Origin of the sequence: Burkholderia arboris (assembly GCF_038723655.1) — a bacterium.
Taxonomy (GTDB): domain Bacteria; phylum Pseudomonadota; class Gammaproteobacteria; order Burkholderiales; family Burkholderiaceae; genus Burkholderia; species Burkholderia arboris.
The window spans coordinates 2,181,067-2,205,524 of sequence record NZ_CP109822.1; the positions used below are offsets into that span (position 1 = coordinate 2,181,067).

General features: G+C 67.5%; 27 protein-coding genes, 1 pseudogene and 1 riboswitch. Of the genes and pseudogenes, 12 read left to right on the top strand and 16 right to left on the bottom strand.

The genetic code is table 11. The features are described 5' to 3' along the window. Positions 1–285: 285 nt before the first annotated feature. The 4 genes from OHZ10_RS27050 to OHZ10_RS27065 form a co-directional block, all read right to left on the bottom strand. Positions 286–1,062, bottom strand: a complete 777-nt coding sequence (locus OHZ10_RS27050) for a glucose 1-dehydrogenase (protein WP_059240986.1) — start codon at positions 1,060–1,062, stop codon at positions 286–288. A gap of 94 nt (positions 1,063–1,156) precedes the next feature. Then, positions 1,157–1,912, bottom strand: coding sequence for an SDR family oxidoreductase (locus OHZ10_RS27055; RefSeq protein ID WP_342704912.1), 756 nt, complete (start codon positions 1,910–1,912; stop codon positions 1,157–1,159). Positions 1,913–1,921: 9 nt separating this feature from the next. Then, complete coding sequence (locus OHZ10_RS27060) at positions 1,922–2,788, bottom strand: SDR family NAD(P)-dependent oxidoreductase (protein ID WP_059240486.1); 867 nt, start codon at positions 2,786–2,788, stop codon at positions 1,922–1,924. 50 nt (positions 2,789–2,838) lie between these two features. After that, complete coding sequence (locus OHZ10_RS27065) at positions 2,839–3,339, bottom strand: nuclear transport factor 2 family protein (protein ID WP_342704914.1); 501 nt, start codon at positions 3,337–3,339, stop codon at positions 2,839–2,841. A 192-nt stretch (positions 3,340–3,531) separates the two neighbouring features. Here OHZ10_RS27065 and OHZ10_RS27070 point away from each other — a divergent pair, with 192 nt between their 5' ends. Both OHZ10_RS27070 and OHZ10_RS27075 read left to right on the top strand, forming a co-directional pair. Beyond that, entirely contained in the window at positions 3,532–4,044 is a 513-nt protein-coding gene (locus OHZ10_RS27070) for a nuclear transport factor 2 family protein (protein ID WP_342704915.1), read from the top strand. Between the two features lie 50 nt (positions 4,045–4,094). Further along, a complete protein-coding gene (locus tag OHZ10_RS27075) occupies positions 4,095–4,811 on the top strand; it encodes an EthD domain-containing protein (RefSeq protein WP_059240484.1) in 717 nt (238 codons plus the stop codon). 72 nt (positions 4,812–4,883) lie between these two features. On the opposite strand, the gene OHZ10_RS27080 is transcribed toward OHZ10_RS27075, so the two are convergent. Further along, a complete protein-coding gene (locus OHZ10_RS27080; protein ID WP_059240483.1) occupies positions 4,884–6,467 on the bottom strand; it encodes an isocitrate lyase in 1,584 nt (527 codons plus the stop codon). A 404-nt stretch (positions 6,468–6,871) separates the two neighbouring features. Between OHZ10_RS27080 and OHZ10_RS27085 the strand changes: the two genes are divergently transcribed. From OHZ10_RS27085 to OHZ10_RS27100, 4 genes are all read left to right on the top strand, one after another. Then, the gene (locus tag OHZ10_RS27085; protein ID WP_059240482.1) at positions 6,872–7,381 is read left to right on the top strand and encodes a YbaK/prolyl-tRNA synthetase associated domain-containing protein; all 510 of its coding nucleotides are present in this window, start codon (positions 6,872–6,874) and stop codon (positions 7,379–7,381) included. Further along, positions 7,378–8,016, top strand: coding sequence for a helix-turn-helix transcriptional regulator (locus OHZ10_RS27090; RefSeq protein WP_059240481.1), 639 nt, complete (start codon positions 7,378–7,380; stop codon positions 8,014–8,016). Before OHZ10_RS27085 ends, OHZ10_RS27090 begins: the two co-directional genes overlap by 4 nt. Positions 8,017–8,066: 50 nt before the next feature. Further along, on the top strand, positions 8,067–9,041 hold the full coding sequence (locus tag OHZ10_RS27095; protein ID WP_342704916.1) for a threo-3-hydroxy-L-aspartate ammonia-lyase: 975 nt from the start codon (positions 8,067–8,069) through the stop codon (positions 9,039–9,041). A 117-nt stretch (positions 9,042–9,158) separates the two neighbouring features. Continuing rightward, a complete protein-coding gene (locus OHZ10_RS27100; protein WP_059240479.1) occupies positions 9,159–9,407 on the top strand; it encodes a hypothetical protein in 249 nt (82 codons plus the stop codon). Between the two features lie 42 nt (positions 9,408–9,449). Here the strand turns inward: OHZ10_RS27100 and OHZ10_RS27105 are convergent, their stop codons facing one another. Genes OHZ10_RS27105 through OHZ10_RS27125 form a run of 5 tightly spaced genes read right to left on the bottom strand, consistent with a single transcriptional unit; the run spans position 9,450 to position 13,189 of the window. Further along, on the bottom strand, positions 9,450–10,274 hold the full coding sequence (locus OHZ10_RS27105; RefSeq protein ID WP_059240478.1) for an SDR family NAD(P)-dependent oxidoreductase: 825 nt from the start codon (positions 10,272–10,274) through the stop codon (positions 9,450–9,452). 5 nt (positions 10,275–10,279) lie between these two features. Continuing rightward, entirely contained in the window at positions 10,280–11,155 is an 876-nt protein-coding gene (locus OHZ10_RS27110) for an SDR family NAD(P)-dependent oxidoreductase (protein ID WP_342704917.1), read from the bottom strand. A 30-nt stretch (positions 11,156–11,185) separates the two neighbouring features. Then, positions 11,186–12,178: an NADP-dependent oxidoreductase gene (locus OHZ10_RS27115; protein ID WP_174992117.1), complete on the bottom strand. Its 993-nt coding sequence runs from the start codon at positions 12,176–12,178 to the stop codon at positions 11,186–11,188. 44 nt (positions 12,179–12,222) lie between these two features. After that, positions 12,223–12,855, bottom strand: coding sequence for a Dabb family protein (locus tag OHZ10_RS27120; protein ID WP_256086342.1), 633 nt, complete (start codon positions 12,853–12,855; stop codon positions 12,223–12,225). Beyond that, the gene (locus OHZ10_RS27125; protein WP_174992115.1) at positions 12,845–13,189 is read right to left on the bottom strand and encodes a hypothetical protein; all 345 of its coding nucleotides are present in this window, start codon (positions 13,187–13,189) and stop codon (positions 12,845–12,847) included. Before OHZ10_RS27125 ends, OHZ10_RS27120 begins: the two co-directional genes overlap by 11 nt. 166 nt (positions 13,190–13,355) lie before the next feature. Here OHZ10_RS27125 and OHZ10_RS27130 point away from each other — a divergent pair, with 166 nt between their 5' ends. From OHZ10_RS27130 to OHZ10_RS27145, 4 genes are all read left to right on the top strand, one after another. After that, positions 13,356–14,414, top strand: coding sequence for an AraC family transcriptional regulator (locus tag OHZ10_RS27130; RefSeq protein ID WP_256086341.1), 1,059 nt, complete (start codon positions 13,356–13,358; stop codon positions 14,412–14,414). 89 nt (positions 14,415–14,503) lie between these two features. Continuing rightward, positions 14,504–14,696: riboswitch (cobalamin riboswitch) on the top strand. Positions 14,697–14,911: 215 nt separating this feature from the next. Further along, positions 14,912–16,840, top strand: coding sequence for a TonB-dependent receptor domain-containing protein (locus OHZ10_RS27135; protein ID WP_256086340.1), 1,929 nt, complete (start codon positions 14,912–14,914; stop codon positions 16,838–16,840). A gap of 110 nt (positions 16,841–16,950) precedes the next feature. After that, positions 16,951–17,523 (top strand): TetR/AcrR family transcriptional regulator, encoded by a 573-nt coding sequence (locus tag OHZ10_RS27140; RefSeq protein WP_059240471.1) that lies wholly within the window; start codon positions 16,951–16,953, stop codon positions 17,521–17,523. Positions 17,524–17,545: 22 nt separating this feature from the next. Further along, on the top strand, positions 17,546–18,556 hold the full coding sequence (locus OHZ10_RS27145) for an alpha/beta hydrolase (RefSeq protein WP_256086339.1): 1,011 nt from the start codon (positions 17,546–17,548) through the stop codon (positions 18,554–18,556). A gap of 14 nt (positions 18,557–18,570) precedes the next feature. Here the strand turns inward: OHZ10_RS27145 and OHZ10_RS27150 are convergent, their stop codons facing one another. Continuing rightward, the gene (locus OHZ10_RS27150) at positions 18,571–19,209 is read right to left on the bottom strand and encodes a LysE family translocator (protein ID WP_256086338.1); all 639 of its coding nucleotides are present in this window, start codon (positions 19,207–19,209) and stop codon (positions 18,571–18,573) included. 116 nt (positions 19,210–19,325) lie between these two features. On the opposite strand from OHZ10_RS27150, the gene OHZ10_RS27155 reads away from it, so the two are divergent. After that, complete coding sequence (locus OHZ10_RS27155) at positions 19,326–19,787, top strand: Lrp/AsnC family transcriptional regulator (RefSeq protein ID WP_174991136.1); 462 nt, start codon at positions 19,326–19,328, stop codon at positions 19,785–19,787. Positions 19,788–19,949: 162 nt separating this feature from the next. Here the strand turns inward: OHZ10_RS27155 and OHZ10_RS27160 are convergent, their stop codons facing one another. Further along, positions 19,950–21,287: a collagen-like triple helix repeat-containing protein gene (locus OHZ10_RS27160; protein WP_342704923.1), complete on the bottom strand. Its 1,338-nt coding sequence runs from the start codon at positions 21,285–21,287 to the stop codon at positions 19,950–19,952. A 347-nt stretch (positions 21,288–21,634) separates the two neighbouring features. On the opposite strand from OHZ10_RS27160, the gene OHZ10_RS27165 reads away from it, so the two are divergent. Then, complete coding sequence (locus OHZ10_RS27165) at positions 21,635–22,090, top strand: cupin domain-containing protein (RefSeq protein ID WP_059240465.1); 456 nt, start codon at positions 21,635–21,637, stop codon at positions 22,088–22,090. 9 nt (positions 22,091–22,099) lie between these two features. Here the strand turns inward: OHZ10_RS27165 and OHZ10_RS27170 are convergent. The 4 genes and pseudogenes from OHZ10_RS27170 to OHZ10_RS27185 form a co-directional block, all read right to left on the bottom strand. Then, a pseudogene (locus OHZ10_RS27170) lies at positions 22,100–22,426 on the bottom strand (copper-binding protein). 91 nt (positions 22,427–22,517) lie between these two features. Beyond that, a complete protein-coding gene (locus tag OHZ10_RS27175; protein WP_174991140.1) occupies positions 22,518–23,309 on the bottom strand; it encodes a DUF2182 domain-containing protein in 792 nt (263 codons plus the stop codon). After that, entirely contained in the window at positions 23,306–23,950 is a 645-nt protein-coding gene (locus OHZ10_RS27180; protein WP_059240463.1) for a DUF1326 domain-containing protein, read from the bottom strand. The genes OHZ10_RS27175 and OHZ10_RS27180 overlap by 4 nt, the downstream gene beginning before the upstream one ends. 167 nt (positions 23,951–24,117) lie before the next feature. After that, on the bottom strand, positions 24,118–24,417 hold the full coding sequence (locus tag OHZ10_RS27185; protein WP_059240462.1) for a hypothetical protein: 300 nt from the start codon (positions 24,415–24,417) through the stop codon (positions 24,118–24,120). Between the last annotated feature and the right edge of the window lie 41 nt (positions 24,418–24,458).

Here is a 24,458-nt window from a genome sequence, read left to right on the forward strand (position 1 = left end):
TGGACGGACGTTGCGTTGCAACAAGAAACAACTGTGACCGCGGGCCGGCACGCCCGTTGCGAGCCGGTCTTTTTCGACGGCGCCGTTGCGCGCGCTTTGGGGACGAAACGGCCGGAACGTCCGCCGGCCGTGGGTTTCGCGGGCACGGCAATTTCGCTGTGCCGTCCCCGCGTGACGCAAACGCGAATGCGCGCCGGGCGAATTCACGTTTTCGCTACTCAGGCAAACCCTGAATTAGGTTGCGTACACAAACATCCGGATTGATTGCCCGATGCACGCCCCCGCTCAAAACGGTGCGCCGGGCAATCCGGGGTAATACGCGCCCGCCGCCATCCCGCCGTCGACGGCCAGTTCCGCGCCGTTGCAATACGACGCCTCGTCGCTCGCGAGGAACAGCGTCGCGCGCGCGATTTCTTCGGGCAATCCGACGCGCTGCTGCGGCACGTTCGCGTAGTGCTTGTTGATTTCCTCGAGTGGCGCGCCGGTCGGATTCGACATCGCGGTGTTCACGCCGCCCGGATGGATCGAATTCACGCGCACGCCCTGATGGCCCAGTTCGAGCGCCGCGACCTTGGTCAGCCCGCGCACGCCCCATTTGCTCGACACGTACGCCGCCAGCGCATTCACGCCGCGCAGCCCGTCCACCGACGAGATATTGACGATCGACCCGCTCTTCTGCGCAATCATGCGCGGCGCAATCGTGCGGATGCCGACGAACGTGCCGACGAGATTGATCGACACCGCGCGTTCGAAATCGCGTTTCGACAGCTCGGTGATGCCGCCGAACGTCAGCACGGCCGCGTTGTTGACGAGCACGTCGATGCGGCCGAACTGCTCGACGGTCGCCTCCGTCACGCGCACCCAGCTCGCTTCGTCGGCCACGTCGAGCCGCATGAAGCGCGCCGCGTCGCCGAGTTCGCGCGCGAGCGCTTCGCCTTCCGCGTCGAGCACGTCGCCGATCACGACGCGCGCGCCCTCTTCGACGAACAGCCTGCACGTCGCCGCACCCATGCCGCGCGCGCCACCCGTGACGATCGCCACCTTTCCTGCCAGTCGACCCATGTCGTTCTCCATTCGATTCCGGTTTGCCGGCCGCCTTGCGCATGCAAGCGCGCAGTTGCCGAATTCATGATTGGTTGGTACCGGCTGTGCGCCATCAGCCCCAGTAGGCCTGCCCGCCATCGAGCGGCAACGTCGCGCCCGTCAGGTAGGCGGCATCGCGACTCGCGAGAAACACGATCGCGCGCCCGATGTCCTGCTCGCAGTCGCCGACGCGACCCAGCGGAATCGTGCGGAAGAATGCCGCGGCTTCCTGCGGATTCGCCTCGACCCAGCCTTTCAGGCCCGGCGACAGCGCATGCGGCGCGACCGCGTTCACGCGGATGCCGTCCACGCCCCATTCGCATGCGGCCGCACGCGTCAACGCACGAATCGCTTCCTTGGTTGCCGCGTATGCGCCGTACCCCGACGCATCCCAGCGCACCGCGGCCGACGACGCGAAGTTGACGATTACGCCGTCGCCCTTCAGATGCGGATGGCACGCGCGCATCATCCGCAGCGTCGCGATCGGCCCCGATTCGAGCCCCGCCATGAAATCCGCGTCGGTCACGTCGAGCAGGCGGCCGAGCGGCACGACCTGCGCGTTGTTGACCAGGATCTGCACGCCGCCGAGCCGTTCGGCGACGGCATCGACGCACCGTGCGATCTGCGCGGCGTCCATCACGTCGCACACGAAAGGCTCCGCCACGCCGCCGCGCGCGTGGATCGCCTCGCAAGTGGCAAGCAGCTTGTCGCGCGTGCGGCCGACCACCGCGACGTGCGCGCCTTCGGCCGCGAGCGCATGCGCGACGCCCTGGCCGACGCCCTGCCCTGCGCCCGTCACGAGCGCGACCTTGCCCTTCAGGATGCCCATGCGCGCTCCTTAAGCGACGATCGCCGGATGCGCCTGCACGGGCCCGCCGAGCAGTTCGCGATACGACGGCGGCTGCTTGCCGTCGAGATCGGCAATGCCGTACTGCAGCGCGGCTTCCGCACCGACGAGCACTTGCCCCGACAGCGCCATGCGCTGCGGATCGCCGTGAATCGCGTGAATCACGCGCCCCGTGAACTCCGGGCTTTCGGCGACGAGCGAGAACTCCTGGTACAGATCGGGGTGTTCTTCCCACACGCGCGTCGTGCGCTCGGTGCGCAGCGGGCCCATCCAGATCGACACGGCCGCGACGTCGAACGGCTTCAGGTCGACGGCCATGTCCTTCGCGAACTTGTCGACGCCGGATTTCTGCGCGCCGTACGCCGCGCCGTGCATGTAGCAGCTCGCGCCGAACGACGACGTGAACGCGATCAGCCCGCTGCGGCGCTTCGCCATCAGCGGTGCCGCATGCCAGCTCGCGACATACGCCGAGCGCAGCCCGACATCGAGGATGTTCACGAGGTCGAGCGACTTCTCCCAGAACGGGCCCGGCAGGATCAGCTGGTCGTGCAGGTAAGTCGCGTTGTTGACGAGGATGTCGAGCCGCCCGCAGTCGCGCTCGACGCGTTCGAACAGCGCCTTCACCTGGGCGTCGTCCGCGTGGTCGCAGGCCACCGCGATCCCTCGGCCGCCGAGCGCGTCGATCTCGCGCGCGGTTTCGTGGATCGTGCCGGGCAGCGGCGCATCGCCTTCGTTCTGCGAACGGCCCGTCACGTAGACGGTCATGCCGGCCGCGCCGAGCGCGCGCGCGATGCCCTTGCCCGCGCCGCGCGATGCGCCCGTCACGACGGCGACCGGCGCCTCGTGGTTCTGTGTCATGTTCGATGTCTCCTGTGGAATGTCCGCCACGACCGTGGCAATCGTGCGCGTCAGGCGGCCGGCGGCTGCGCGCCGGCGAACAGCACGCCGGGTGCATCGCCCTCGTAACGGACCGACAGCGTCGACGTGACGACGCAGCGCGTGGCCGCGATCTTCCATTCGCCGTCGACCTTCCGGTACGCGTCGTCGTAGTACGCGCCGAGCTGCGTGAGCGTGCGCGCGTGCGTGTCGATCATCTGGTAGTGCAGGCCCCACGTGCCGCGCGCATGCGTGTCGTCGAGCACGGCGATGTCGGGATTCACGCCGTGATGCATCTCGACGATGTGCGGATGGCAACCGAGCTGCTCGAACATGTCGACGAGCGCGTCGCGCGTGTCGAACGTGCCGATCCGCCCGTAGTCGATCTGCACGGGGCCGGCCACGAAGCAATCGCGCATCCCTTGCGGATCCTTGCGGTCGCAGCACGTGAAATAGCGCGCCTTCAGCCGGCGGATCGCGTCGGCGTCTTCGAGCCGGCGCACGCGCGTTTCCAGCGATTCGATGAGGGTCATCCCGTCTCCTTGTTCGGTGCTGGCGCGGTTCGAAGGCCGCGTCGATGCCACGTTACCGCCGCGCGATGCATCGGCCATCACCCGTTCGGATTAAGCCGGCGGTTCATGTGCATTCCGCTTTCGTCCGAACAGACGATGTGATGCGGGCGGCTTCGTTCCTACCATCGAACAACACCACCACGAGACACGGCGATGGACGACACGACCCGCACGCTCCACGAGTACGAGCAGATCCGACAATTGAAGTACCGGTATTTCCGCGCGGTCGACACGCACGACTGGGCGCTGCTCGCGGAGTGCCTGACCGAGGACTGCGAGGCGCGGCTGTATGGCGGCCGTTATGCGTACGACGGCCGCGACGCGTTCGTGTCGAGCCTGCGCGAGCTGATCGGCAAGCCGACTTTCCTGACGATGCATCACGGCCATCACCCGGAACTCACGCTGGTGTCAGCCGATCACGCGTGCGGCGTGTGGTTTCTCGAGGATCACGCGATCAATCTCGAGGACAACTACCTGTTGCACGGCACCGCGTTCTACGACGACCAGTACGTGAAACGCGACGGCGTGTGGCGCATTCACGCGACGCGTCACGAGCGGCTGTTCGAAACCGTCACGTCGCCGATCCCGCCGTCGTTCACGCTGACCGCGAACCGGTTCGCGCCGGGCGCGCATCAGGCGGCCGGATCGACGGCAACCGCTTCCTGAACCTCGGCGGCAACGCCGCCGATCCCGTCATTCCCTCTGGAGCCGGAGCAATGGAGAAAGTCATTTACGTGTTGTGGCGCGATACGCAGGCCGCGCCCGATCGGTGGAACCGCACGGTGCGCGCGCAGCTCGCCGACACACTGCTGTCGCTCGGTGCGCACGGCGTGCAGGTGAACGTCGTCGATGAAGATGTCGCGCCGGCCGCCGGCCTGAAGCAGACCAACACGCACCCGGGCATCGACGGGATCGTCGCGGTGTGGATGGACAGCGCGAACGCGAGGTTCCGACAGCCGTTCGACGAGGCGGTGCGCGCGGCGGTCCCGCACATGGCCGCGTATCTCGTCACCGAGTCGCAGCCGATTCCGAACACGCGCTTCCCCGCGCGGCCCGGCGAACGCACGACCGGCTTCTCGCAGCTCGCGTTCCTGAAGCGGCCGCCGCGTCTCACGCACGAAGCGTGGCTCGACGTGTGGCACGGCCATCACACGCGCGTCGCGATCGATACGCAGGACAATTTCCTGTACGTGCAGAACGTCGTCGTGCGTGCGCTCACGCATGCGGCGCCCGGCTACGACGCGATCGTCGAGGAATGCTTCCCGGCTGCCGCGATGACCGATCCGCACGCGTTCTTCGATGCGGTCGGCGATGAGGAGAAATTCCAGCGCAACGTGGCTGAAATGATGGACAGCTGCGGGCGCTTCATCGATTTCGACAAGATCGACGTGGTGCCGACGAGCCAGTACGTCGTGAAGGCCGTGCGCGGATAACGCGCCAGGATCGAGCGGATAAAAAAACGCCAGCCCCGGGGGGCTGGCGTTGTGCTTCGGTTCTGACGACGATCAGAACTGGTTCATCGTGTTGTCCTTGCCCGCCGCCTTGAGCGCCGCGTCGCCGCTGAAGTATTCCTTGTGGTCGTCGCCGATGTCCGAACCGGACATGTTCTGATGCTTCACGCAGGCGATGCCCTGGCGGATTTCCTTGCGCTGCACGCCTGCCACGTAGCCCAGCATGCCCTGGTCGCCGAAGTATTCCTTGGCCAGGTTGTCGGTCGACAGTGCAGCCGTGTGGTACGTCGGCAGCGTGATCAGGTGGTGGAAGATGCCTGCTTCACGCGATGCATCGGCCTGGAACGTACGGATCTTCTCGTCGGCCAGTGCCGCCAGTTCCGTCTGGTCGTATTCCACGCTCATCAGCTGCGCACGGTCGTAGGCCGACACGTCCTTGCCTTCTGCCTTCAGCGCGTCGTACGCCTGCTGACGGAAGTTCAGCGTCCAGTTGAACGACGGGCTGTTGTTGTACACCAGCTTCGCGTTCGGGATCACCTTGCGGATCTCGCTGACCATGCCGCCGATCTGCGCGATATGCGGTTTTTCGGTTTCGATCCACAGCAGGTCGGCGCCGTTCTGCAGCGACGTGATGCAGTCGAGCACGCAACGCGCTTCGCCCGTGCCGGCGCGGAACTGGAACAGGTTGCTCGGCAGGCGCTTCGGACGCAGCAGCTTGCCGTCGCGCTTGATGACGACGTCACCGTTACCCAGTTGGTCGGCCGACAGCTCTTCGCAATCGAGGAACGCGTTGTACTGGTCGCCCAGGTCGCCCGGCGTGGCCGTCACGGCGATCTGCTTGGTCAGGCCGGCGCCCAGCGAGTCGGTACGGGCGACGATGATGCCGTCGTCCACGCCCAGCTCCAGGAACGCGTAGCGGATCGCGCGGATCTTCGCGAGGAAGTCTTCATGGGGCACCGTGACCTTGCCGTCCTGATGGCCGCACTGCTTCTCGTCCGACACCTGGTTTTCGATCTGGATGCAGCAGGCGCCCGCTTCGATGAACTGCTTGGCCAGCAGGTAGGTTGCTTCCGCGTTGCCGAAGCCGGCGTCGATGTCGGCGATGATCGGCACGACGTGCGTCACGTGGTTGTCGATCTTTTCCTGGATCGCAGCCTTGGCCGTCGCGTCCTTCGCCGCATCCAGCTCGCGGAACAGGCCGCCCAGCTCACGGGCGTCGGCCTGGCGCAGGAACGTGTACAGCTCGCGGATCAGCGCGCTGACCGAAGTCTTTTCGTGCATCGACTGGTCCGGCAGCGGGCCGAACTCCGAGCGCAGCGCGGCGACCATCCAGCCCGACAGGTACAGGTAACGGCGTTCGGTGCTGTTGAAGTGCTTCTTGATGGAGATCATCTTCTGCTGGCCGATGAAGCCGTGCCAGCAACCCAGCGACTGCGTGTACTTGGCCGGGTCGGCATCGTACGCGGCCATGTCGGCGCGCATGATCTTCGCGGTGTACTTCGCGATGTCCAGGCCCGTCTTGAACTTGTTCTGGGCACGCATGCGAGCGGCGTACTCGGGGCTGATGGCATTCCACGCGGTGCCGTGGTTTTCCTTCAAGCCAGCCACTGCCTTGATGTCGTCTTGGTACTGGGACATGTCAATCTCCTGGGAACGAAGCGCATTTGAGTAAAGGGTTCAGCGTGCCCGCTTCGTGTGACGAAGCGAACTGCATGGACTCAATATTAATCCTGTCCGGTGCGCTTTCGGACAAGTCTTATATAAGACATAAGATATAAATTTTCCTTGTTTTTCAATGAGATAGCCGATCGATTTTGCGATGCAAAACAAGTTTTCAAGCGGCGAAAAGGAGACGCGACGGGAATTCCGCGCGCATTTCGCAATGTGAAAAGACCTTTCGCAGTTGGAGAAAGGCCGGGCGCGGCGGCGCCTGCATTCGCCACATCGCATGACAAAACGTCTATACTTGGACAATCCATCGACAGCGAGCCGGCAGGCTCGCGCCACGTGCGCCGCGATGCGCCCCCCCTGCCCGGAGCGACATGAACGACACTCCCGTTTTCGACACGCTGTGCGATCTGCTGAATACGTCCGGTGCGCGCTTCCGCGTGCTGGAACATCCGGCGGAAGGCAAATCCGACGTGATCGCCGCAATCCGCGGCACGCGCCCCGAACAAGGTGCGAAGGCGATGCTCTGCACGTTCAAGGACGGCGGCGACACCGCCGCGCTCGCCGTGATCCCGGGCCATTTGAAGATCGACTTCCGCAAGGTTGCCGATGCGGTCGGCCGCCGCAAGGCGACGCTCGCGTCGCCCGATGTCGCGGCCGCCGTCACGCGCTGCGTGATGGGCGCCGTGCCGCCGTTCGCGTTCGACGCGAACGTGACGCTCGTCGTCGATCCCGCGCTGGTCGAGCGCAACGCCGAGATCGCGTTCAACGCGGGCCGCCTCGACCGCTCGGTCGTGCTCGACTCGGCCGACTACGTGCGGATCGCGCGCCCGCTGCTGGCCGACATCACGCGGCCGGAATCGACGGACCAGGACAACGCATGAGCACGAACCGCAAACCGCCGCTGACGGAACAGGCGTCGCTGATCGAGCAGGTGCAGCACATCGCCGAAGGGCTCGGCGAGATGTTCGCGCCGTTCACCGAGGTCGTCGTGCACGACCTGCGCACGCCCGAGCACGCGATTCTCGCGATCCACAACAACCTGTCCGGACGCGCGGTCGGCGATCCCGCGACCGAGCTCGGCCTCGCCCGCATCGCCGATGACGATTTCCCGCAGGTGCTCGCGAACTACCCGAACCGCTTCGCCGACGGCCGCACCGCGAAAAGCACGTCGATCGGCATCAAGGATTCGACCGGGCGCTACGTGGCCGCTCTGTGCCTGAATGCCGACGTCACGTTGTTCCGCGGCTTCCAGGGCATGCTGAACCAGTTCTGCCGCACCGACGGCGAGACGGTCGTCGACACGCTCGACCCGGCCGGCGCGGACGCGATCCGGCAGCGTATCGACACGTTTGCGACGCGCCTCGCGACGACGCCGCGCGAGCTGAAGACCGACCAGCGCCGCGAGCTGATGCAGACGCTGAAGGCCGACGGCTTCCTCGAGGTGCGCCGCGCGATGGAAATCGTGTCGCAGCATCTCGGCGTCTCGCGCGCGACCGTCTACAACGATGCGAAGTGATGCCGGCGCGCGGCTTTCCAGTTGACTGACCTTTCCGACCTCGAGCAACCATGAACTCTCCGACTCTCCCCACGTACGACGACGTCGCCGCCGCCGCGGCCCGGCTCGAAGGCCATGCGCACCGCACACCGGTGATGACGTCGCGGACGGTCGACGAAGCGCTCGGCGCGCAGGTGTTCTTCAAGTGCGAGAACCTGCAGCGCATGGGCGCATTCAAGTTCCGCGGCGCATTCAACGCGCTGTCGCGCTTCAACGCGGAACAGCGCCGCCACGGCGTCGTCGCGTTCTCGTCAGGCAATCACGCGCAGGCGATCGCGCTGTCGGCTCGCATCCTCGGCATTCCCGCGACGATCGTGATGCCGCAGGACGCGCCGGCCGCGAAGATGACTGCGACGCGCGGCTATGGCGGCAACGTCGTGACCTACGACCGCTATACCGAGGATCGCGAGCAGATCGGCCGCGACCTCGCGGAAAAGCACGGACTCACGCTGATCCCGCCCTACGACCACGCGGATGTGATCGCCGGCCAGGGCACGGCAGCCAAGGAACTGTTCGACGAAGTCGGCCCGCTCGACGCGGTGTTCGCGCCGCTCGGCGGCGGCGGGCTGCTGTCGGGCACCGCGCTGTCCACGCGCGCGCTGTCGCCGCACGCGACGCTGTACGGCGTCGAGCCCGAAGCCGGCAACGACGGCCAGCAGTCGTTCCGCTCCGGCGCGATCGTCCGGATCGACACGCCGCGCACGATCGCCGACGGCGCGCAGACGCAGTACCTCGGCAACCTGACGTTCCCGATCATCCGCCGCGACGTCGACGACATCCTGACCGCGACCGACGCGGAACTGGTCGACTGCATGCGCTTCTTCGCCACCCGTATGAAGATTGTCGTCGAGCCGACCGGCTGCCTGTCGTTCGCCGCCGTGCGGCGGATGAAGGACGCGCTGCAGGGCAAGCGCGTCGGCGTGGTGATCAGCGGCGGCAACGTCGATCTCGAGAACTTCTGCGCGCTGGTGTCGGCACCGGCATGACGCAGGCGGCGCACATGAATATCCTGTCATCCGTGCGCCGATGCGCCTTCACGACGCGTTAAGTTTCGCGCCCTAGACTGATTAGGTTGTCCCGCAGTCAGTCGTGAAGGAGCCACCATGAACACGCACGCGATCGTCGCCGCCACCCTGGCGGCCGCATCCCTTTCGGCGCTCGCTCAACCGGGCATGACGTCGCCCGGTTCCCCCGCCACCGCTTCGCGCGATGTCGTCGCGCAGGTCACGCACCGTTCGCCCGGCGCGCTGCCGCCCGCCGGCTTCGTGCTCGCGAAGATCGATCAGAACAATACGCCGCCCGATCGCGGCGGCGACCCGGGCGGCCGCACGCACGCCGGCACGCACATGTGACGGCGCGCGCCGGGCGCCGCTGCCGCGCCCGGCCGCCGGCGTTCAGAACGACGGCAGCGACGGATCGCGTGCGGCGAGGATGTCGTCGGTGCGCCGCTGCAGCGCGCCGTCGATCGTCTCCGGTTGCGGAATCAGCCAGTAGCGCCCTGCGCGGATGCCGTCGAACACCCGCTCGGCGAACGCGTCGGGCGTGAGTCCGTGTGCGTTCAGCATCGAGCGCATCGTGTCGACGAAACCCTGCACCTCGGGCCGGTCGTGCGCGGCGCCGAACGGATCGTTGAAGATGCCCGACTGCACGGGGCCCGGCGCGAGCAGCGACACGCCGACCGGCGCGCCGAGCATCTTCAGTTCGCCGTACAGCGATTCCGTCAGCGCGACCACCGCGAATTTCGTTGCCGAATACGGCGACATCAGCGGGCTCGGCAGGAAGCCGCCGACCGATGCGGTGTTCACGACCCGCGCCGGCACGTTGCGCTCGAGCATCCGCGGCACGAAGCTGCGGATCCCGTTCAGCACGCCGTGCACGTTGATCGCGAAGCTGCGCTCGAAGCGTTCCGGCGTGATTTCCCAGCTGAAGCCGGTCGCCATCACGCCCGCGTTGTTGAACAGCAGGTCGACGCCGCCGAAGCGCCGCCATGCGGCTTCGGCCAGCGCGTCGACCGCTTCCGGCCGGCTCACGTCGGTCGGCACGCACAGGACGTCGGTATCGAGCGTCGCGGCGAACGCGTCGAGTTTCGCCGGGTCGAGATCGGCCAGCACGACGCGCATGCCGAGCGCCGCGGCATGGCGCGCCAGCCCGCTGCCGATGCCGCTGGCCGCGCCGGTGATCACGGCGGTGCCGCCGTCGAAGCAAATCGAATTCGTCATGTCAGTCAGCGTCCTGTGGGGTCGATGAGGGGATGCGCATACTCGGGAATCACCGGTGGCGGCAACGATGTGCGGCCGTCGAGCGAACGCACCGCGAGTTGCTGCGCGAGCGGGAAATGCAGGCTGTGCGTGACGAGGCCCGTGCGTTCGCGCGCCGGCAGGCTGCACAGCGCGAGGGCGGTTTCGGCGAGATACGCGACGTCCTCGGTCGGATAGCCTTCGGGGATGTAGCGGGCCGCGCCCGGCGTGCGGATCGCGGTGCTCGGCGCGACGAGGTTCACCGCGATGCCGTCGGCTTCGAGTTCGGCCGCGAGCCCCTGCGTGAAGCGCGACAGCGCGGCCTTCACCGCCGCATAGACGGTCGCGCCGCCCGCGCGCGAAAAATCGTCGAACGGCCGCAGCGGCGGCAGCGCCGTCACCGAGCCGACGTTGACGATCCAGCCCGCGCCGCGCGCGCGCATCAACGGGATGGCGGCCTGCGCCAGCGCGAACGGGATGCGCAGATAGTGCTCGATCGTCGTGTCGAACATCGTCATCGGCATCGCGTCGACGCACGCGTAGTCGGCCACGCCCGCGTTGTTCACGAGGATGTCGAGGCCGCCGGCGGCCTGCGCCGCGCGCCCGACGAGCGCGTCGCGCTCGGCCGCGTCCGACAGGTCGCCCGCAAGCGCGATCGCACGGCCGCCGGCCTGTTCGATCAGCGCAACCGTTTCGGCGAGCGTGCCGGCGGTGCTGGCCGATTGCGTGAGGCTGCGCGCCGTCACGACGACGGTCGCGCCTTCGGATGCGAGGCGCTGCGCGATCGCGCGGCCGATGCCGCGGCTCGCGCCCGTCACGAGCGCGCACTTGCCCGCGAGGATCCGGGATGGGGTGTCGGTCATGATGTCTCCAGTCATTTCGATGCGTGTTGTTCAGCCCGCGATATCCGCAACGTGCAGCACGAACTTGGTTTTCGCCTCGCCCGTTTGAACGAGATCGAGTGCGCGGGCCGCCTGTTCGAGCGGGAAACTGTCGAAGCGCGGCACGCGCAACGCGCGCCGGCCGAGCCGTTCCGCGATCGACGCGAGCGTGGCGCCGCTCGGCATCCGGCTGTAGGTCAGCGCGACCTGCAGCCCGCGGCGCGCGGCTTCGGCGCCGGTCGCGGCCAACCGTTCGGCGTCGCCGGCCGCGAGCGTCATGATGTTCACGAGCGTGCCGCCCGGTGCGAGCAGGTCGAGCGCATCGGGCAGCGTGCCGCCGCCGACCGCGTCAAGCACGAGGTCGATGCCGCCGGGCGCCCACGTGCGGATGGCGGCGTCGATGTTCCCGGCGCGATAGTCGATGGCGATCTCTGCGCCCAGCGATTCGACCGTGTCGCGGTTGCGCGCCGAACACGTTGCCGCGACCCGCGCGCCGGCCTGCGCCGCCAGCTGGACCGCGAACGTGCCGACCGCACCCGCGCCGCCATGCACCAGCACGGTTTGTCCGGCACGCAGCCCGCCGTCGTCGAACAGGCCGGCCCACGCGGCCAGCGCGGGGGTCGGCGTCGCGGCCGCTTCCGCAAGACTCACCGCGTCGGGCAAGCGCACGACCGAGTCGTGGCGCACCGCGACGTATTCCGCATACGCACCCCAGCGCCCCGCGCCAACGTCGGTCTGCGCGAACACGCGCATGCCGGGTTCGAACCCGGCGACGCCGTCGCCGACCGCTTCGACGATTCCCGCCGCATCGAAACCGATCACGAACGGGAACGTGTACTGCATGAACGCGCCGAGAAAGCCTTCGCGGCATTTCCAGTCGGCGGGATTGACGCCCGCGTACGCGACGCGGATCAGCACGTCGCCGGGGCCCGGTTTCGGCGCCGGCACGTCGGCCAGCCGGAAGGCGTCGGAATGACCGACGCGGTCGATCAGAAGCGCTCGCATCTTCGTGTCTCCAGTGGTGTTGTCGGTTGGGTGTGCGCGGCGCTTCACGCCGCCGTGTCGGCCAGCAGGCTCGACGCGAGCGGACAGAACGCATGCGAGATCGCATCGACCGTCCAGTCGGGGCTTTCGGCATCGAACCGGCGGTCGACCCAGCCCCAGTGATACGGATGCAGCAGGTACTCGCCGAGCAGATCGTCGACCTGCGCGAATTCCTGTTGCCACACGTGCGTCCAGGCGCCGGGGGTTTCGATCCGGTTCAGGCGCCAGTTGCGGATGCCTGGCATGAACGCGGGCATGTGCAGCAGTTCGTGCTCGAGCGAGGCAACCTGTGCTTCGCTTGCCTGCGGGCGTACCCGCAACATCAGCGTGCGCCACACGCCGTCGCGTAACGCGGGTTCGCGCAGGCCGCCGCCGATCGCGCGGCACGCCGCGCCGTCGAGGCGCGCAATGCCGGGCAGTTGCGCCAGTGCGGCGAAATCGGCTGCGGAATCGGCGGATCGTTCCTCGCGCAGCACATCGAGCGTGTAGTCGCCCGCGCCCCAGCAGCCTTCCAGATTGCGCGCGAGCGTCACGCGTTTCGCGCCCGGCAACGCCTGCGCGGCCTCGCGCAATGCGTGCTCGATCGCTTTTGCAGCGTGATCCGTCAAAACGAATACCTGCGCGGTGTCATGCCGCATGGTCGGCCTCCGTCAGCGCGGGCAGCGGCGTGTCCGCGTCCGTCATCACATGGCGGCGGCGCGCATCGCACAGCCCGTCGACCGCCATCCAGAACGCCACCACGTCGCCATCGGTCATCGCGCGCATCCGGTAATAGGAATACGCATCGTCGACCTGCCACGTCAGCCACAGCGTGCTCGGCTGCCCCGGCACCGCGACGGGCGGCGACACCCAGCGGCCGGCCGCCGTCAATCCGCGTGCCGCATGGCCCGGCAGATAGCGGTCGCGCAGCAGCGCGAGCACGTCGGGAATGCGCTCGGGCGCGAGCGTGATTTCGTCTACGATCTGGATCATTCGCGTATCGTCCGTGGTCGTTCGGGTCGGGATGGCTGGCCGGCCTACGCCGTTCCGGCGAGGCCGAAGGCGGCCGGCGTGGATAGCATTCTTGCGTGGGCGCAGCTCAAGAACCCCTACCGGCTCGCTCACCGGCCCCTGTCGCAGCGATCAGATCGGGAGACTCATGAAACAGCGTGTATTGCCGGCGAGCGGACGCGTGCTGCCGGGTCTCGACGCGCGCCTGCTGAGCGAACTCACGCGCAGCGGCGCGCCGCCGGCCGACCGCACGGCGCAACCGCAGCAAGCGGCGACGACGCCGGGCGGCTTCGTCGCGCTGTACCGCGACGCGATCGTGCGGCTCGAGGCGCAGGTCGCGCGCGGCAACGGCCATCCGCCGATGCGCAAGCAGGAAGTCGACCTGATGTGCCGCTGCCTGCTGAGCTGTGCGACGCTCGCCGACGCGATCCGCTGCGCGCGCGACTTCTGCGAGATGCTGACGCCGCGCGCCGGCGTGCTGTCGCTCGCGGTGCGCGACGGCCACGCGACGTTCCGGATGGACTCGCTGCGTCGTACGCGCAGCCCGGCCGCATGCCTCGTCGACTTGACCGGCCTGTTCTGCTATCTGCAGCTGTTCGGCTGGCTGATCGGGCAACCGCTGCGGCCCACTGGCGTGTGGCTCGGCCATCCGCGCCGCGACGACGCGGTGCCGCTGCTCGGGCTGTTCAACGCGCCGGTCGACGTCGGCCGGAAAACCTACGGCTTCGCGTTCGACGCGACGCGGCTCGATTGCCGCGTGATCCGGCAGCCGGGCGAGCTCGACGCGTTTCTCGTCGACTTTCCGTTTCGTCTGATCGATGCGGCGCCGGCCGTCGTGTCATGGGCGCAGCAGGTGCGCGGTTTTCTCGATGCGGCGCTCGCGCGCGAACAGGCGCTGCCGGCGCTCGCGGAACTGGCCGCGTGGCTCGGCGTCAGCGACGCGACGTTACGGCGGCGGCTCGCGGCGGAAGACAGCGGCTATCACGTGCTGCGCGAACAATGCCTGGCCGATGCGGCACGGCGATGCCTGCACGAGACGGACTGGCCGATTACGCGCGTGGCCGCGTATCTCGGCTTCGGCGGCGAAGAAGCATTCCGGCGCGCGTTCGTGCGCTGGACCGGCGTCGCGCCGAGCCGGTTCCGGCGCGAGCGCTGGGCGCCCGATCACCCCGATTCTTCAGACGAAAAACACGACACCGGCGCATAAGCGAAAGGATTCGGAAAGCAGTTGCCGGGTAATGACGTTTTTTCGCATCCCCGCGCGGCGCGGCAATTGACGCGCCCGAGCGCACGCCATTACCCTTGCGCGCTGATGGTTCCCGGAGACGGGATCAAAAGGGAACGCAGGAGGGGCAACGCCTCGAAACTGCGGCTGCCCCCGCAACTGTGAGCGGCGAATCCGTGCCACTGCATGCCACTGGGAAACCGGGAAGGCCTGCACGGATGACGACCCGCGAGCCAGGAGACCTGCCATCGACCCGAGGTCCAGCAGCCGCACCGGGCGGGGTGTCCCGATGCGCAAGCACCGCCGTTGGCGGTCGCCCGTTGCATGGACGACCCGACCTCAGGATCCGTCAGATGCCCTTCGTTCCCGAATCCGCTTCCCAGCCGGAAGCGTCGCACCGACACGCCGTCGGCATGCACAACCTGCCCGCCCTTCGCTCGCGACCGCCGTACGCGCAACACGCCTTCTCCCGCTGTCTCATGAACATTCGCCACCTGCTCGCCACGTCCGCCGCCACCGCGCTGCTCGCCCCGATCGCCCATGCCGCCGGCGACACCGCGCTCCAGCAGCCGCCCCAGCCGGCGGAAAGCGTCGACCTGCCGACGATCAGCGTGACCGACACGCGTCGCCTGCCCGAATCGTTCGACGGGCGCTATGCGACGACCCAGGTCCTCACGCGAACCGACCTCGACCGGCTTTCGCCGAGCGACCCGAGCATCACTCAGGCGCTTGCGACGCTGCCCGGCGTGACCGTTTCGCAGAACGGCGGCCCCGGTTCGTCCGCATCGGTCAGCATCCGCGGCTCGTCGGCGAGCCAGGTCGCCGTGTTCATCGACGGCATCCGCATCGGCTCGCCCACCACCGGCATCGCGCCGTGGGCCGACCTGCCGACGGAAGCGTTCGAACGGGTCGAAGTGATCTCGGGCCCGGCCGCCGCGTCGTTCGGCGCCAACGCGATGGGCGGTGTCGTGCAGCTGTTCACGCGCCGCTCGTCGAGCCAGCCGAACCAGACCACCGTGTCGTTCGGCGGTGGGTCGAACAAGACGTTCGACACGCAGTTGCGCACGTCGGGCACAGTGCCGTCGACCGGGCCGCTCGCCGCGCTCGGCGGGCTCACCTACTCGCTCGGCCTGCACACGTACAACACGGCCGGCATCGATTCGACGCGGCCGGTCTTGCCGTATCACGAGGACGGCCGCAATCCGTATCACGCGCAGGATCTCGATGCGCGCCTCGGTTACGCGCGCGACAACTGGTCGGTCTCGACGTTCGCGCTGTATCACCGTTCCGACCTGTCCTACGACAACAGCGGCTATCCGAACCGCCAGCTCGATCACCAGCTGACGACCGGTCTCGCGTTCCATCTCGACATCACGCCCGATACGCAGTTCGACCAGTCGTTCGGTTATGCGAACGATCGCCAATTCCTCTACGCGAGCGATCCGGCCATCCCGACCGACCAGATCAATTCGCAGCGCATCAGCACGTCGACCTCCCTGACCCATCAGGAGCGCGGGTTCCACCTGTTCGGCCTGCCGCTATCGGGCGAGAGCAAGCTCGGGTACGACTTCACGCGCGAACAGGCGTCCCTGCCGATCGACGCGCCCGGCGGCATACCGACGCGCAACGACTCCGCGTTCTCGCTGCATCAGTCGGCCACGCTCGGCAGCGTGACGCTGTTCCTCGCGGGGCGTCGCGAGATCATCGCCGGGCAAGGCGTGAACACCGGCAATGCCGCGCTGTCGTGGGCGATCACGCCGGTCTATACGGCGCGCGTGTCGTACGGCAATGCGTTCCGCCTGCCGAGTTTCAACGACCTGTACTACCCCGGCTACGGCAATCCGAACCTCAGCCCGGAACGCAGCACGTCGGTCGAGGCCGCGCTCGACGCGAACACGTCGTACGGCACGTTCACCGCCGCGATCTACGACACGCGCGTCAGCAACCTGATCGCGTACAACCCGGCGACGTATTCGCCGATGAACATCGGCCGCGCGCATATCCGCGGGATCGACCTGTCGTACAAGGGGACGATCGGCCGCTACACGCCGGTGAGCGTCGCGATCGGCCTCCTGAATCCGCAGGACGAGACCCATGACAGCTGGCTCAACCGCCGGCCGCGCCAGACGGTCAGCCTGAACGTGGACCACACGTGGGACGAACTGCACCTGCACGCGCTCAGCACGGGGGCGTCGCTGAACTACGGCGGGACGACCTTCGACGATCCGGTCAACACGACGTACCTGCCGTCGTACCTGACCGTGAACCTGCGCGCGTCGTACCGGATCAATTCGCACCTGACGGTGTCGGCCACGCTGTCGAACCTGTTCGACCGGCAATACATGACCGCGTACGGCTACAACACGCTCGGGCGGACTGCGTTCGGCAAGGTCAGCTACACGTTCTGACGGCGCGTCGCCTCGGCGCCTGCGTCGCGGGCGCCGGCACGCACGGGAAATTGACATCGCAGCAAAACCTAATAGAATTAGGTTTTTGACTAACCTGCATAGCATCCGCCATGGCACGTGCCGGCATTACCGTGGACAAGCTCGTCGAAGCCGGCGCGCAGCTCGCCGATGAAACCGGCTTCGAACAGCTCACCGGCGCAGCGCTCGCGCGGCATTTCGACGTCAAGCTGGCCAGCCTGTATTCCCATATCCCGAGTTTCGACGACCTGAAGAGCCGGATCGCGCTGTTCGCGCTGCAGGAGCTCGCCGATCGCGCGACCGACGCACTGGCCGGCCGCACCGGCAAGGACGCGCTGGCCGCGCTCGCGAACGTCTATCGCGACTATGCACGCGCGCATCCCGGCCGCTTTGCGGCCGCGCGCCATCCGGTGAGCGCCGAGCGCGCCGCCGGGAGCGCGGGCGGCCGGCTCGTGAGGATGACCTCGGCCGTACTGCGCAGCTACGACCTGCCGGATGCCGAGCAGGCCCATGCGATCCGCCTGCTCGGCGGCTTCTTCATGGGCTACGTGACGCTCGAAGGCGCCGGCGGCTTCTCGCACAGCGCGCCGGATTCCGATGCGTCGTGGTCGCGCAGCCTCGATGCGCTCGACGTGATGCTGCGCCACTGGCCTTCGGCCGCATGACGCGCCGGCTGGAATTCAAGCGATGAAAGACAAACCTGACGGCGTCGTACTGGCGAGCCGTGTCGTGCCTTTCCCGGCATCGATCAGCGACGAAGCGCGAAGCGCGTTGCAACGACTCGTCGGCAACGACGGCGTGCCGCTGAATGCGCTGCACGTGATGCCGGCGCTGGACGATCGCGACGCGTGGATGCGCGTGAAGGCGGCCGCCGATGAGCACTACGCGGCCGCCGTCGAGAAGCTCGCCGGGTATCTGCGTTCGAGCGTCGAGACGATCCGCGCCGGCCACGCGGACGTGCATGTCGCGACGCCCGAAGCGCCGGTGTCCGATGCATGCGCCTACATCGACCTGCACGGCGGCGCACTGATCGTCGGCGGCGGCGCCGCGTGCCGCGCCGGCGCGCAAATGCAGGCCGACCGGCTCGGCATGCGCTGCTACGGCGTCGACTACCGCATGCCGCCCGGCCATCCGTATCCGGCCGCACTCGACGATTGCATCGCGACCTATGCGCACGTGCTGGCGCGCCACGCGCCGGAAAACGTCGTGATCGGCGGCCGCTCGGCCGGCGGCAATCTCGCAGCCGCGATGGTGCTGCGCGCCCGCGACGAAGGCTTGCCGCTGCCGGCCGCGCTGGTGCTGCTGTCGCCGGAAGCCGACCTGACCGAATCCGGCGACAGCTTCGAGACCAACCGGCTCGTCGATGTCGTGCTGCCCGCGTCGCTGATGCCGAACAACCTGTTGTACGCGAACGGCGCCGATCTCGCGCATCCGTACCTGTCGCCGCTGTTCGGCGATTTCGCCGCCGGCTTCCCGCCGACGTTCATCCAGAGCGGCACGCGCGACCTGTTCCTGTCGAACGCCGTGCGCCTGCATCGCGCGTTGCGGCGCGCGCAGGTGCCCACCGAGCTGCACGTGTTCGAAGGGATGCCGCACGGCGGGTTCATGGGTGCGCCGGAGGACATCGAGCTGAGCCAGGAGATCGCGCGCTTCGTGCATGCGCATTTGCCGGCGCTGCCTGCCGCAAGCACTCGCTAGAACGGCGCCCCGCGTCAGGACCCGAGCAGGCCGCGCACACCCGCGACCAGCTGGATCGCGCCGAATACCGCGATGACGGCGGCCGACACGCGCGACAACCCGTGCATGAACGCGAACGACAGCTTCGTGCGCAGCGCCGCAGTCGCGCTGCTCAGGCACAGCCACCACGTGGCGGAACCGATGAACACGCCGGCGACCATCCACGCCACGGCCGGCCACATCGCGCCTTCCCGCGCAGCCTGCAGCGGGCCGAGCGCCGCGAAAATCCCGATGAACGACACGATCGTCATCGGGTTCGACAGCGTGAGGCCGAACGTCGTCAGGAAATCGCGCAGGACGGTCGTGCGCGGCAGGTCGCGTTGCACCGCCGACGCGGCCGGCGCCTGACGCCCGATCGTCCACGCGAGCCACACGAGGAACGCGCCGCCGCCAATTTTCAGGCCGACGGTCAGCATCGGGAATGCGGTGACGATACCCGCGATGCCGAGCGCACCGAGCAACCCGTAGATCGCATCGGCACACGCGGCGCCGATGCCCGTCGCGAACCCCGCCTGAAAGCCGCGGCTCAGGCTGCGCTGAATGCACAGCATGCCGATCGGGCCGACCGGCACCGCGATCGACAGCCCCATCACGACGGACTTGATGAACAACATTGCCTGCTCCTTGCGACATCCCGCGGGTTGAACAGGCATCGTAGGGAAAGTCCGGTCATCGCTGAATGCGGTTTTTAAGGAAAAATGGGGGCTCCACCTTAAAAAATCCCGCCGCGATGGATGATCTGGACTGGAAGGTACTGGCACTGTTGCAAGCGAACGGCCGCATCAGCTATACGGAACTCGCGCGTCAGGTTCACCTGTCGGTGCCGGCGGTGACGGAGCGCGTGAAGCGCCTCGAGGCGTCCGGCGTCGTCGAGGGTTACACGGCCCGGATCAATCCGGCCGCGGCCGGCTACCCGGTGAGCGCGCTGATCGGCATCACGGTGCCGCAGCCGGCCAAGGCGAAATTCCTCAAGCTGCTGGAGTCGATTCCCGAAGTCGTCGAATGCCGTCACGTGACGGGCGCGGATTCGTACGTGATGCGGTTCGTCGCAACCAGCATGACCCATCTCGAACAACTGATCGAGCGCATCAACCTGTACGGCGAAACGCGCACGTCGATCGTCATGTCAACGCCCGTGCCGGTGCGCGGGCTGGCACGGCCGCCGTCGAAGGTCGACGGCACCCGCGCCTGACCTGTCGATCGACACGGTACGGCCGGCCTCGTCGCGACCGTCGCGAGTGGCGATGACCGGCCGATCTCCGGCCGGCGGCCGGCCATCCGACGTGCCCGGGACGATCGGCACGCGCCGGTTACTTGCCGGTTACTTGCCGGTTACTTGCCGGTTACCTGCCGGTTACTTGCCGGCGACGCCGCCGGTCACGCCACCGAGCAGGCCGCCCACCAGCGACGTAACGGGTGCGAGCGGATTGCCCGCGCCGCCCGACGCCGTACCGGCCCCGGGCCCGTTCACCACGGTCGCCGGTATGCCGCCGACGACGCTGGTCACCAGACCGGAAACCGGCACGCCGCCGTTCGCGCCTTTCGGACTCACGAGACCGCCTGCATTGGTCACCGTGTTGCCGACCGCGAAAGCGACCTGTCCGAGGGCGCCGACGATCGGCTGCGACGACGCGGACGTCACCTTGACGCCTGCCGACGTGATCGCTGCACCGACTTGCCCGAGCAGGCCGGCAACCGGCTGTCCGAGGCCCGTCGCCGTGCCGACCTGCTGCGTAAGCTGGCCGGTGGTCGTGACGAGTGGCGTGATCGCGTTGCTGATCGCCTGCGTAGTCTGTTGCACCGGGCCCGACGACAGGGTCGCGCCGAGTGTTGCGCCACCCGCCTGGAGACCGCCGGCCACCGTGTCGAGCAGGCCGCCGACCGGCGCCGTGACGGGCGCCAGCGGCGCGAGCGGCCCGGTGCCGAGCGCCTTCACGGCCTGGCTCAGGCCGGTGACCGGGTTACTCGTCGAACCGACGATGGAACCGAGGCCGGCAACGGTCGTGCCGACCGGATTCGACGCGATGCCGATCTGGCCGATCCCGTTGCTCACCGCATTGGAGGTATCGCGAATGATCGTGCCGGCGCCGATGACCGTGTTGCCGAGCCCCGCCGTCACGTCCTTGCCGACGGGGGGCGTCACGCCTTTGATCGTCGTGCCCGCTGCCATGACGACGCCGCCGATGGAACTGATGATGCCGTTCGTGCCCGGCGTACCGCTGCTCGAACCGCTGCTGCTGGTGCCGCTGCTGCTGGTGCCACTGCTGCTCGTGCCACTGCTGCTCGTGCCACTGCTGCTCGTGCCACTGCTGCTCGTGCCACTGCTGCTCGTGCCACTGCTGCTCGTGCCGCTGCTGCTCGTGCCGCTGCTGCTCGTGCCGCTGCTGCTCGTGCCGCTGCTGCTCGTGCCGCTGCTGCTCGTGCCGCTGCTGCTCGTGCCGCTGCTGCTCGTGCCACTGCTGCTCGTGCCGCTGCTGCTCGTGCCGCTGCTGCTCGTGCCACTGCTACCGCTCGTGCCGCTACTGCTTGTGCCGCTGCTACCGCTCGTGCCACTGGTCCCGCTCGTGCTCGTCCCGATGTTGTTACCCGGCAGCGTCGGCGCCGTGATGTCGCCGCCGCCGCATGCCGCCAGCGCACACGCCGCAGCGATGGCCGCGACCGCAACATTTGCATTGATGAAATGATTGTGCATGGAAATCCCCGTCCGTTTTTTTGCTCGATCCTTCCAGCAAGCATCTACCGTGCCATCGCCATCAGGATCTCTGACGATCCGGCCATCGCATCGGATCGCGCCGTCCCGCCGCGCCTCACGCGGGTGACGCCCGGCACCGTCGCCCGCTCGATCGGCGCACGCGCACCTTACGTTCCGGTAAACCGTGCGTAACACGCATCCGGCGTTACGTAGCACCGCGCGACAAATGACCGGGCGCGACGTCGCCGCTCTCCTTCGCGCACACCCAACGGTGCTATCGTCGATACCTGCCCCGATATCCCCGCCATCGGCGCCACCGGCGCCCCGATCCCCGGACCAGACAGACGATGAACAATCCGCGAGAAATCCTGACCGCCGCCGAGATCACCGCAATGGAACCGGAACATTCCGTCCATCCGTTGAACGCGAATGCCGCGCGCCTGAAGCGATCTCTGGGTGATGCGACCGGGCTGACGCAACTGGGCTTCCATCTGATGACCTTGATGCCGGGGCACGAATCGACCGAATATCACCGGCACCTGTACGGGGAAGAATGCGTCTACGTGCTGTCCGGAAGCGGCGAAGCCACCATCGACGGCCAGACCTGCCCGGTCGGCCCGGGAGATTTCATGGGATTTCCGCGCGGCGGCCCCGCGCACACGATGCGCAATACCGGCGACGCGCCGCTTGTCTATATCGTGGCCGGCGATCGTCCGGAGCACGACGTGTGCGACTACCCGAATCTCGGCAAGCGGTTGTACAAGGCGGGCGCCAACAAGGTGTTCGTGGATCACGACGCATGACGTCACCCGTCACGGCCGCTTTACGAGCTTTACGAGCTTTACGAGCTTTACGATCGTGAGCGTGCCGTTGACGTCTTCAACCCGGACCCTCACCTTGTCGCCCGCCTACAGCGGCGGGATCATGCCCGCATCGCCGACCTTGAACGCCATCGTCATCGGCGGCATCCCGACGTTGTCGAGCGTGCCGTGCTTCAGCGTCACCCGCCCGCGCCCGGCGTCGATCTCCTTGACCTCGGCGTTGGACAGCTTCGCATCCGGCGCCGATATCGACGTATCGCCCATGTTCGTGCCGGACATGTCGCCGCCCGCGAACACCGGTGTCACCACGAAGACCATCGCGCACCGCGCGGCGACGGCTTGAAAGCACGTCTGCACCGCTAGCCTTCCATCGGGCCGGGCACGTTCCGCTGTACGCCGGCGCGGCGCGTCACACGATCAACGTGACACCGGCCCACGCGATCAGCACGACGCCCAGCACGCGGCCGATGCGTTCGCCGCCGGGCAGGACTTTTTCCGCGAACACGAACAGCGACAACGCGGCGATCCACACGACGTTCATCACGCCACCGACGAACAGCAACGCCATCAGCAACCAGCAGCAGCCCACGCAAACCACGCCGTGCCGCACGCCGAGCAGAAAACTGCCGGCCACGCCCGGCCGCCAGTGCGCGACGAGGAACGCGGCCGGCGCACGGCATTGCCGCAGGCACGCGCGTTTCAGCGGCGAGAATTGATAGAGCCCGGCCAGCGCCAGCACGATCGCGGACAGGACCGCGCTCTTCGACCACAGCATCATGGCGGAGATCAGCCCGGCCGGCTGCAACATCGCCTGCAGCAACGCCGCGCCGATCGAGAACGCGAGCCATGTCGTCAGATAGCCGGCCAGCAGCGACACCGACGTCAACGCCGAGCCCGCCTCCCCGCCGCCGCGCTGCCGCAGCACACGCCGGTACAGCATCACGAGCGGCGCGGCGCCGGGTGTCATCATCGCGATCATCATCACCCACCACATGACGATCACGGTCGGCAGCGACGGGTCCATGCTGCCCATGCCGCCCGCGAGCCGATGCGGAAAGAGCGCGACGGTCGTCATGTCCAGCGCCGACATGCCGGTTCCCGCACCCGTCCACAGGTAGAACCAGCAGATGCCGACGAGCACGGCCATGCCGAGCAGCGTGATGACGCGCTCCCGCCCGAGCCAGGTGTCGAACGGGGTCATGCCGCGACGCGATGCCGGATCAGCCCGTGGTTGTTCAGGTGCAGCCGCGCGAACTGCGCATAGGTGCCGTCGAGATTCAGCGCGATGTTGCCTTGCGAGCGGCCCGTGCCCGAACCGATTTCGGCCAGCTCATACTCGAAACCGTTCGGCAGGTCGATCCGCACGCGGTGCTCGGCGCCCGTCACCGGGTTGCGGATCGGTTCGCCGCTGGCATCGAACACGCCTTCCACGTGAATCTGTCCACGCCGCGCATCGACATCGACGTCGAAATCGATCTTCGTGAAAATCGGATCGAACGCATGCTCGAGCGTCGACGCATACACCGAGAACATCGTCGCGAACGGATCGGTATCCTGACCGGTCATGATCTTCAGCACGGCGTCGCGCTGCGCCGGACTGGCGCGCTCGTCGACGATCGGCTGGCACTTGCCCCGGCCTTCGTGCACGGCGCCCGGCCACTGGAACACGACCGCGATCCTGACGCCGTCGAGCACCACGTCGCCGTAGTGACCGCTGTCGATCGACAGCGCCCCCATCGCTTCGCAATTGCCGTGGGTCGGCAGTGCATTGAACTGGCACGGGCAACCGTACGAGCAATTACAACTGATCATTTCGGTACCCTGAATCTCCCAAGGCGTCATGGCTCCACCTCGCGCGTTTCAATACATGAACGCTTCGAATCTAGTGCACGGTATCGGGGAAATCAAAGCACGGATGGCAGCGTGAAAACCCGGCGTGCCGGCCTTACGCAAGACATTGCGACGCATGCCCGCAAGGCGGCGCTGGCGATCGTCCCGGCGCCCGGATCTCACACGAACAGCGACGCGACGATCGCACACCACACCAAACTCGCGCCACACAGAAACACGCGCCGCGCGACGAACATCCGCGATTCGTCGTCGGGCGTTTTCATCGGCGACGTCGCGAGAAACGGCACGCTGGCGAGGCACGCGAAGCCCGCGAGCGCGGGTAAGATCACGACGTAGTCGCCGAACCGCCAGGGCAGCGCCTCGTGCCAACCCCAGTAGCCGAGAAACAGCATGCCCAGCGAAAACATCGTCGCGGCGGCCGAACTCAGCGCGACCACCGATCCCGTCGGAAATTGCATGGGCGTCTCCCCTCGCGCAGCGCGCGATGCCGGATCATTAT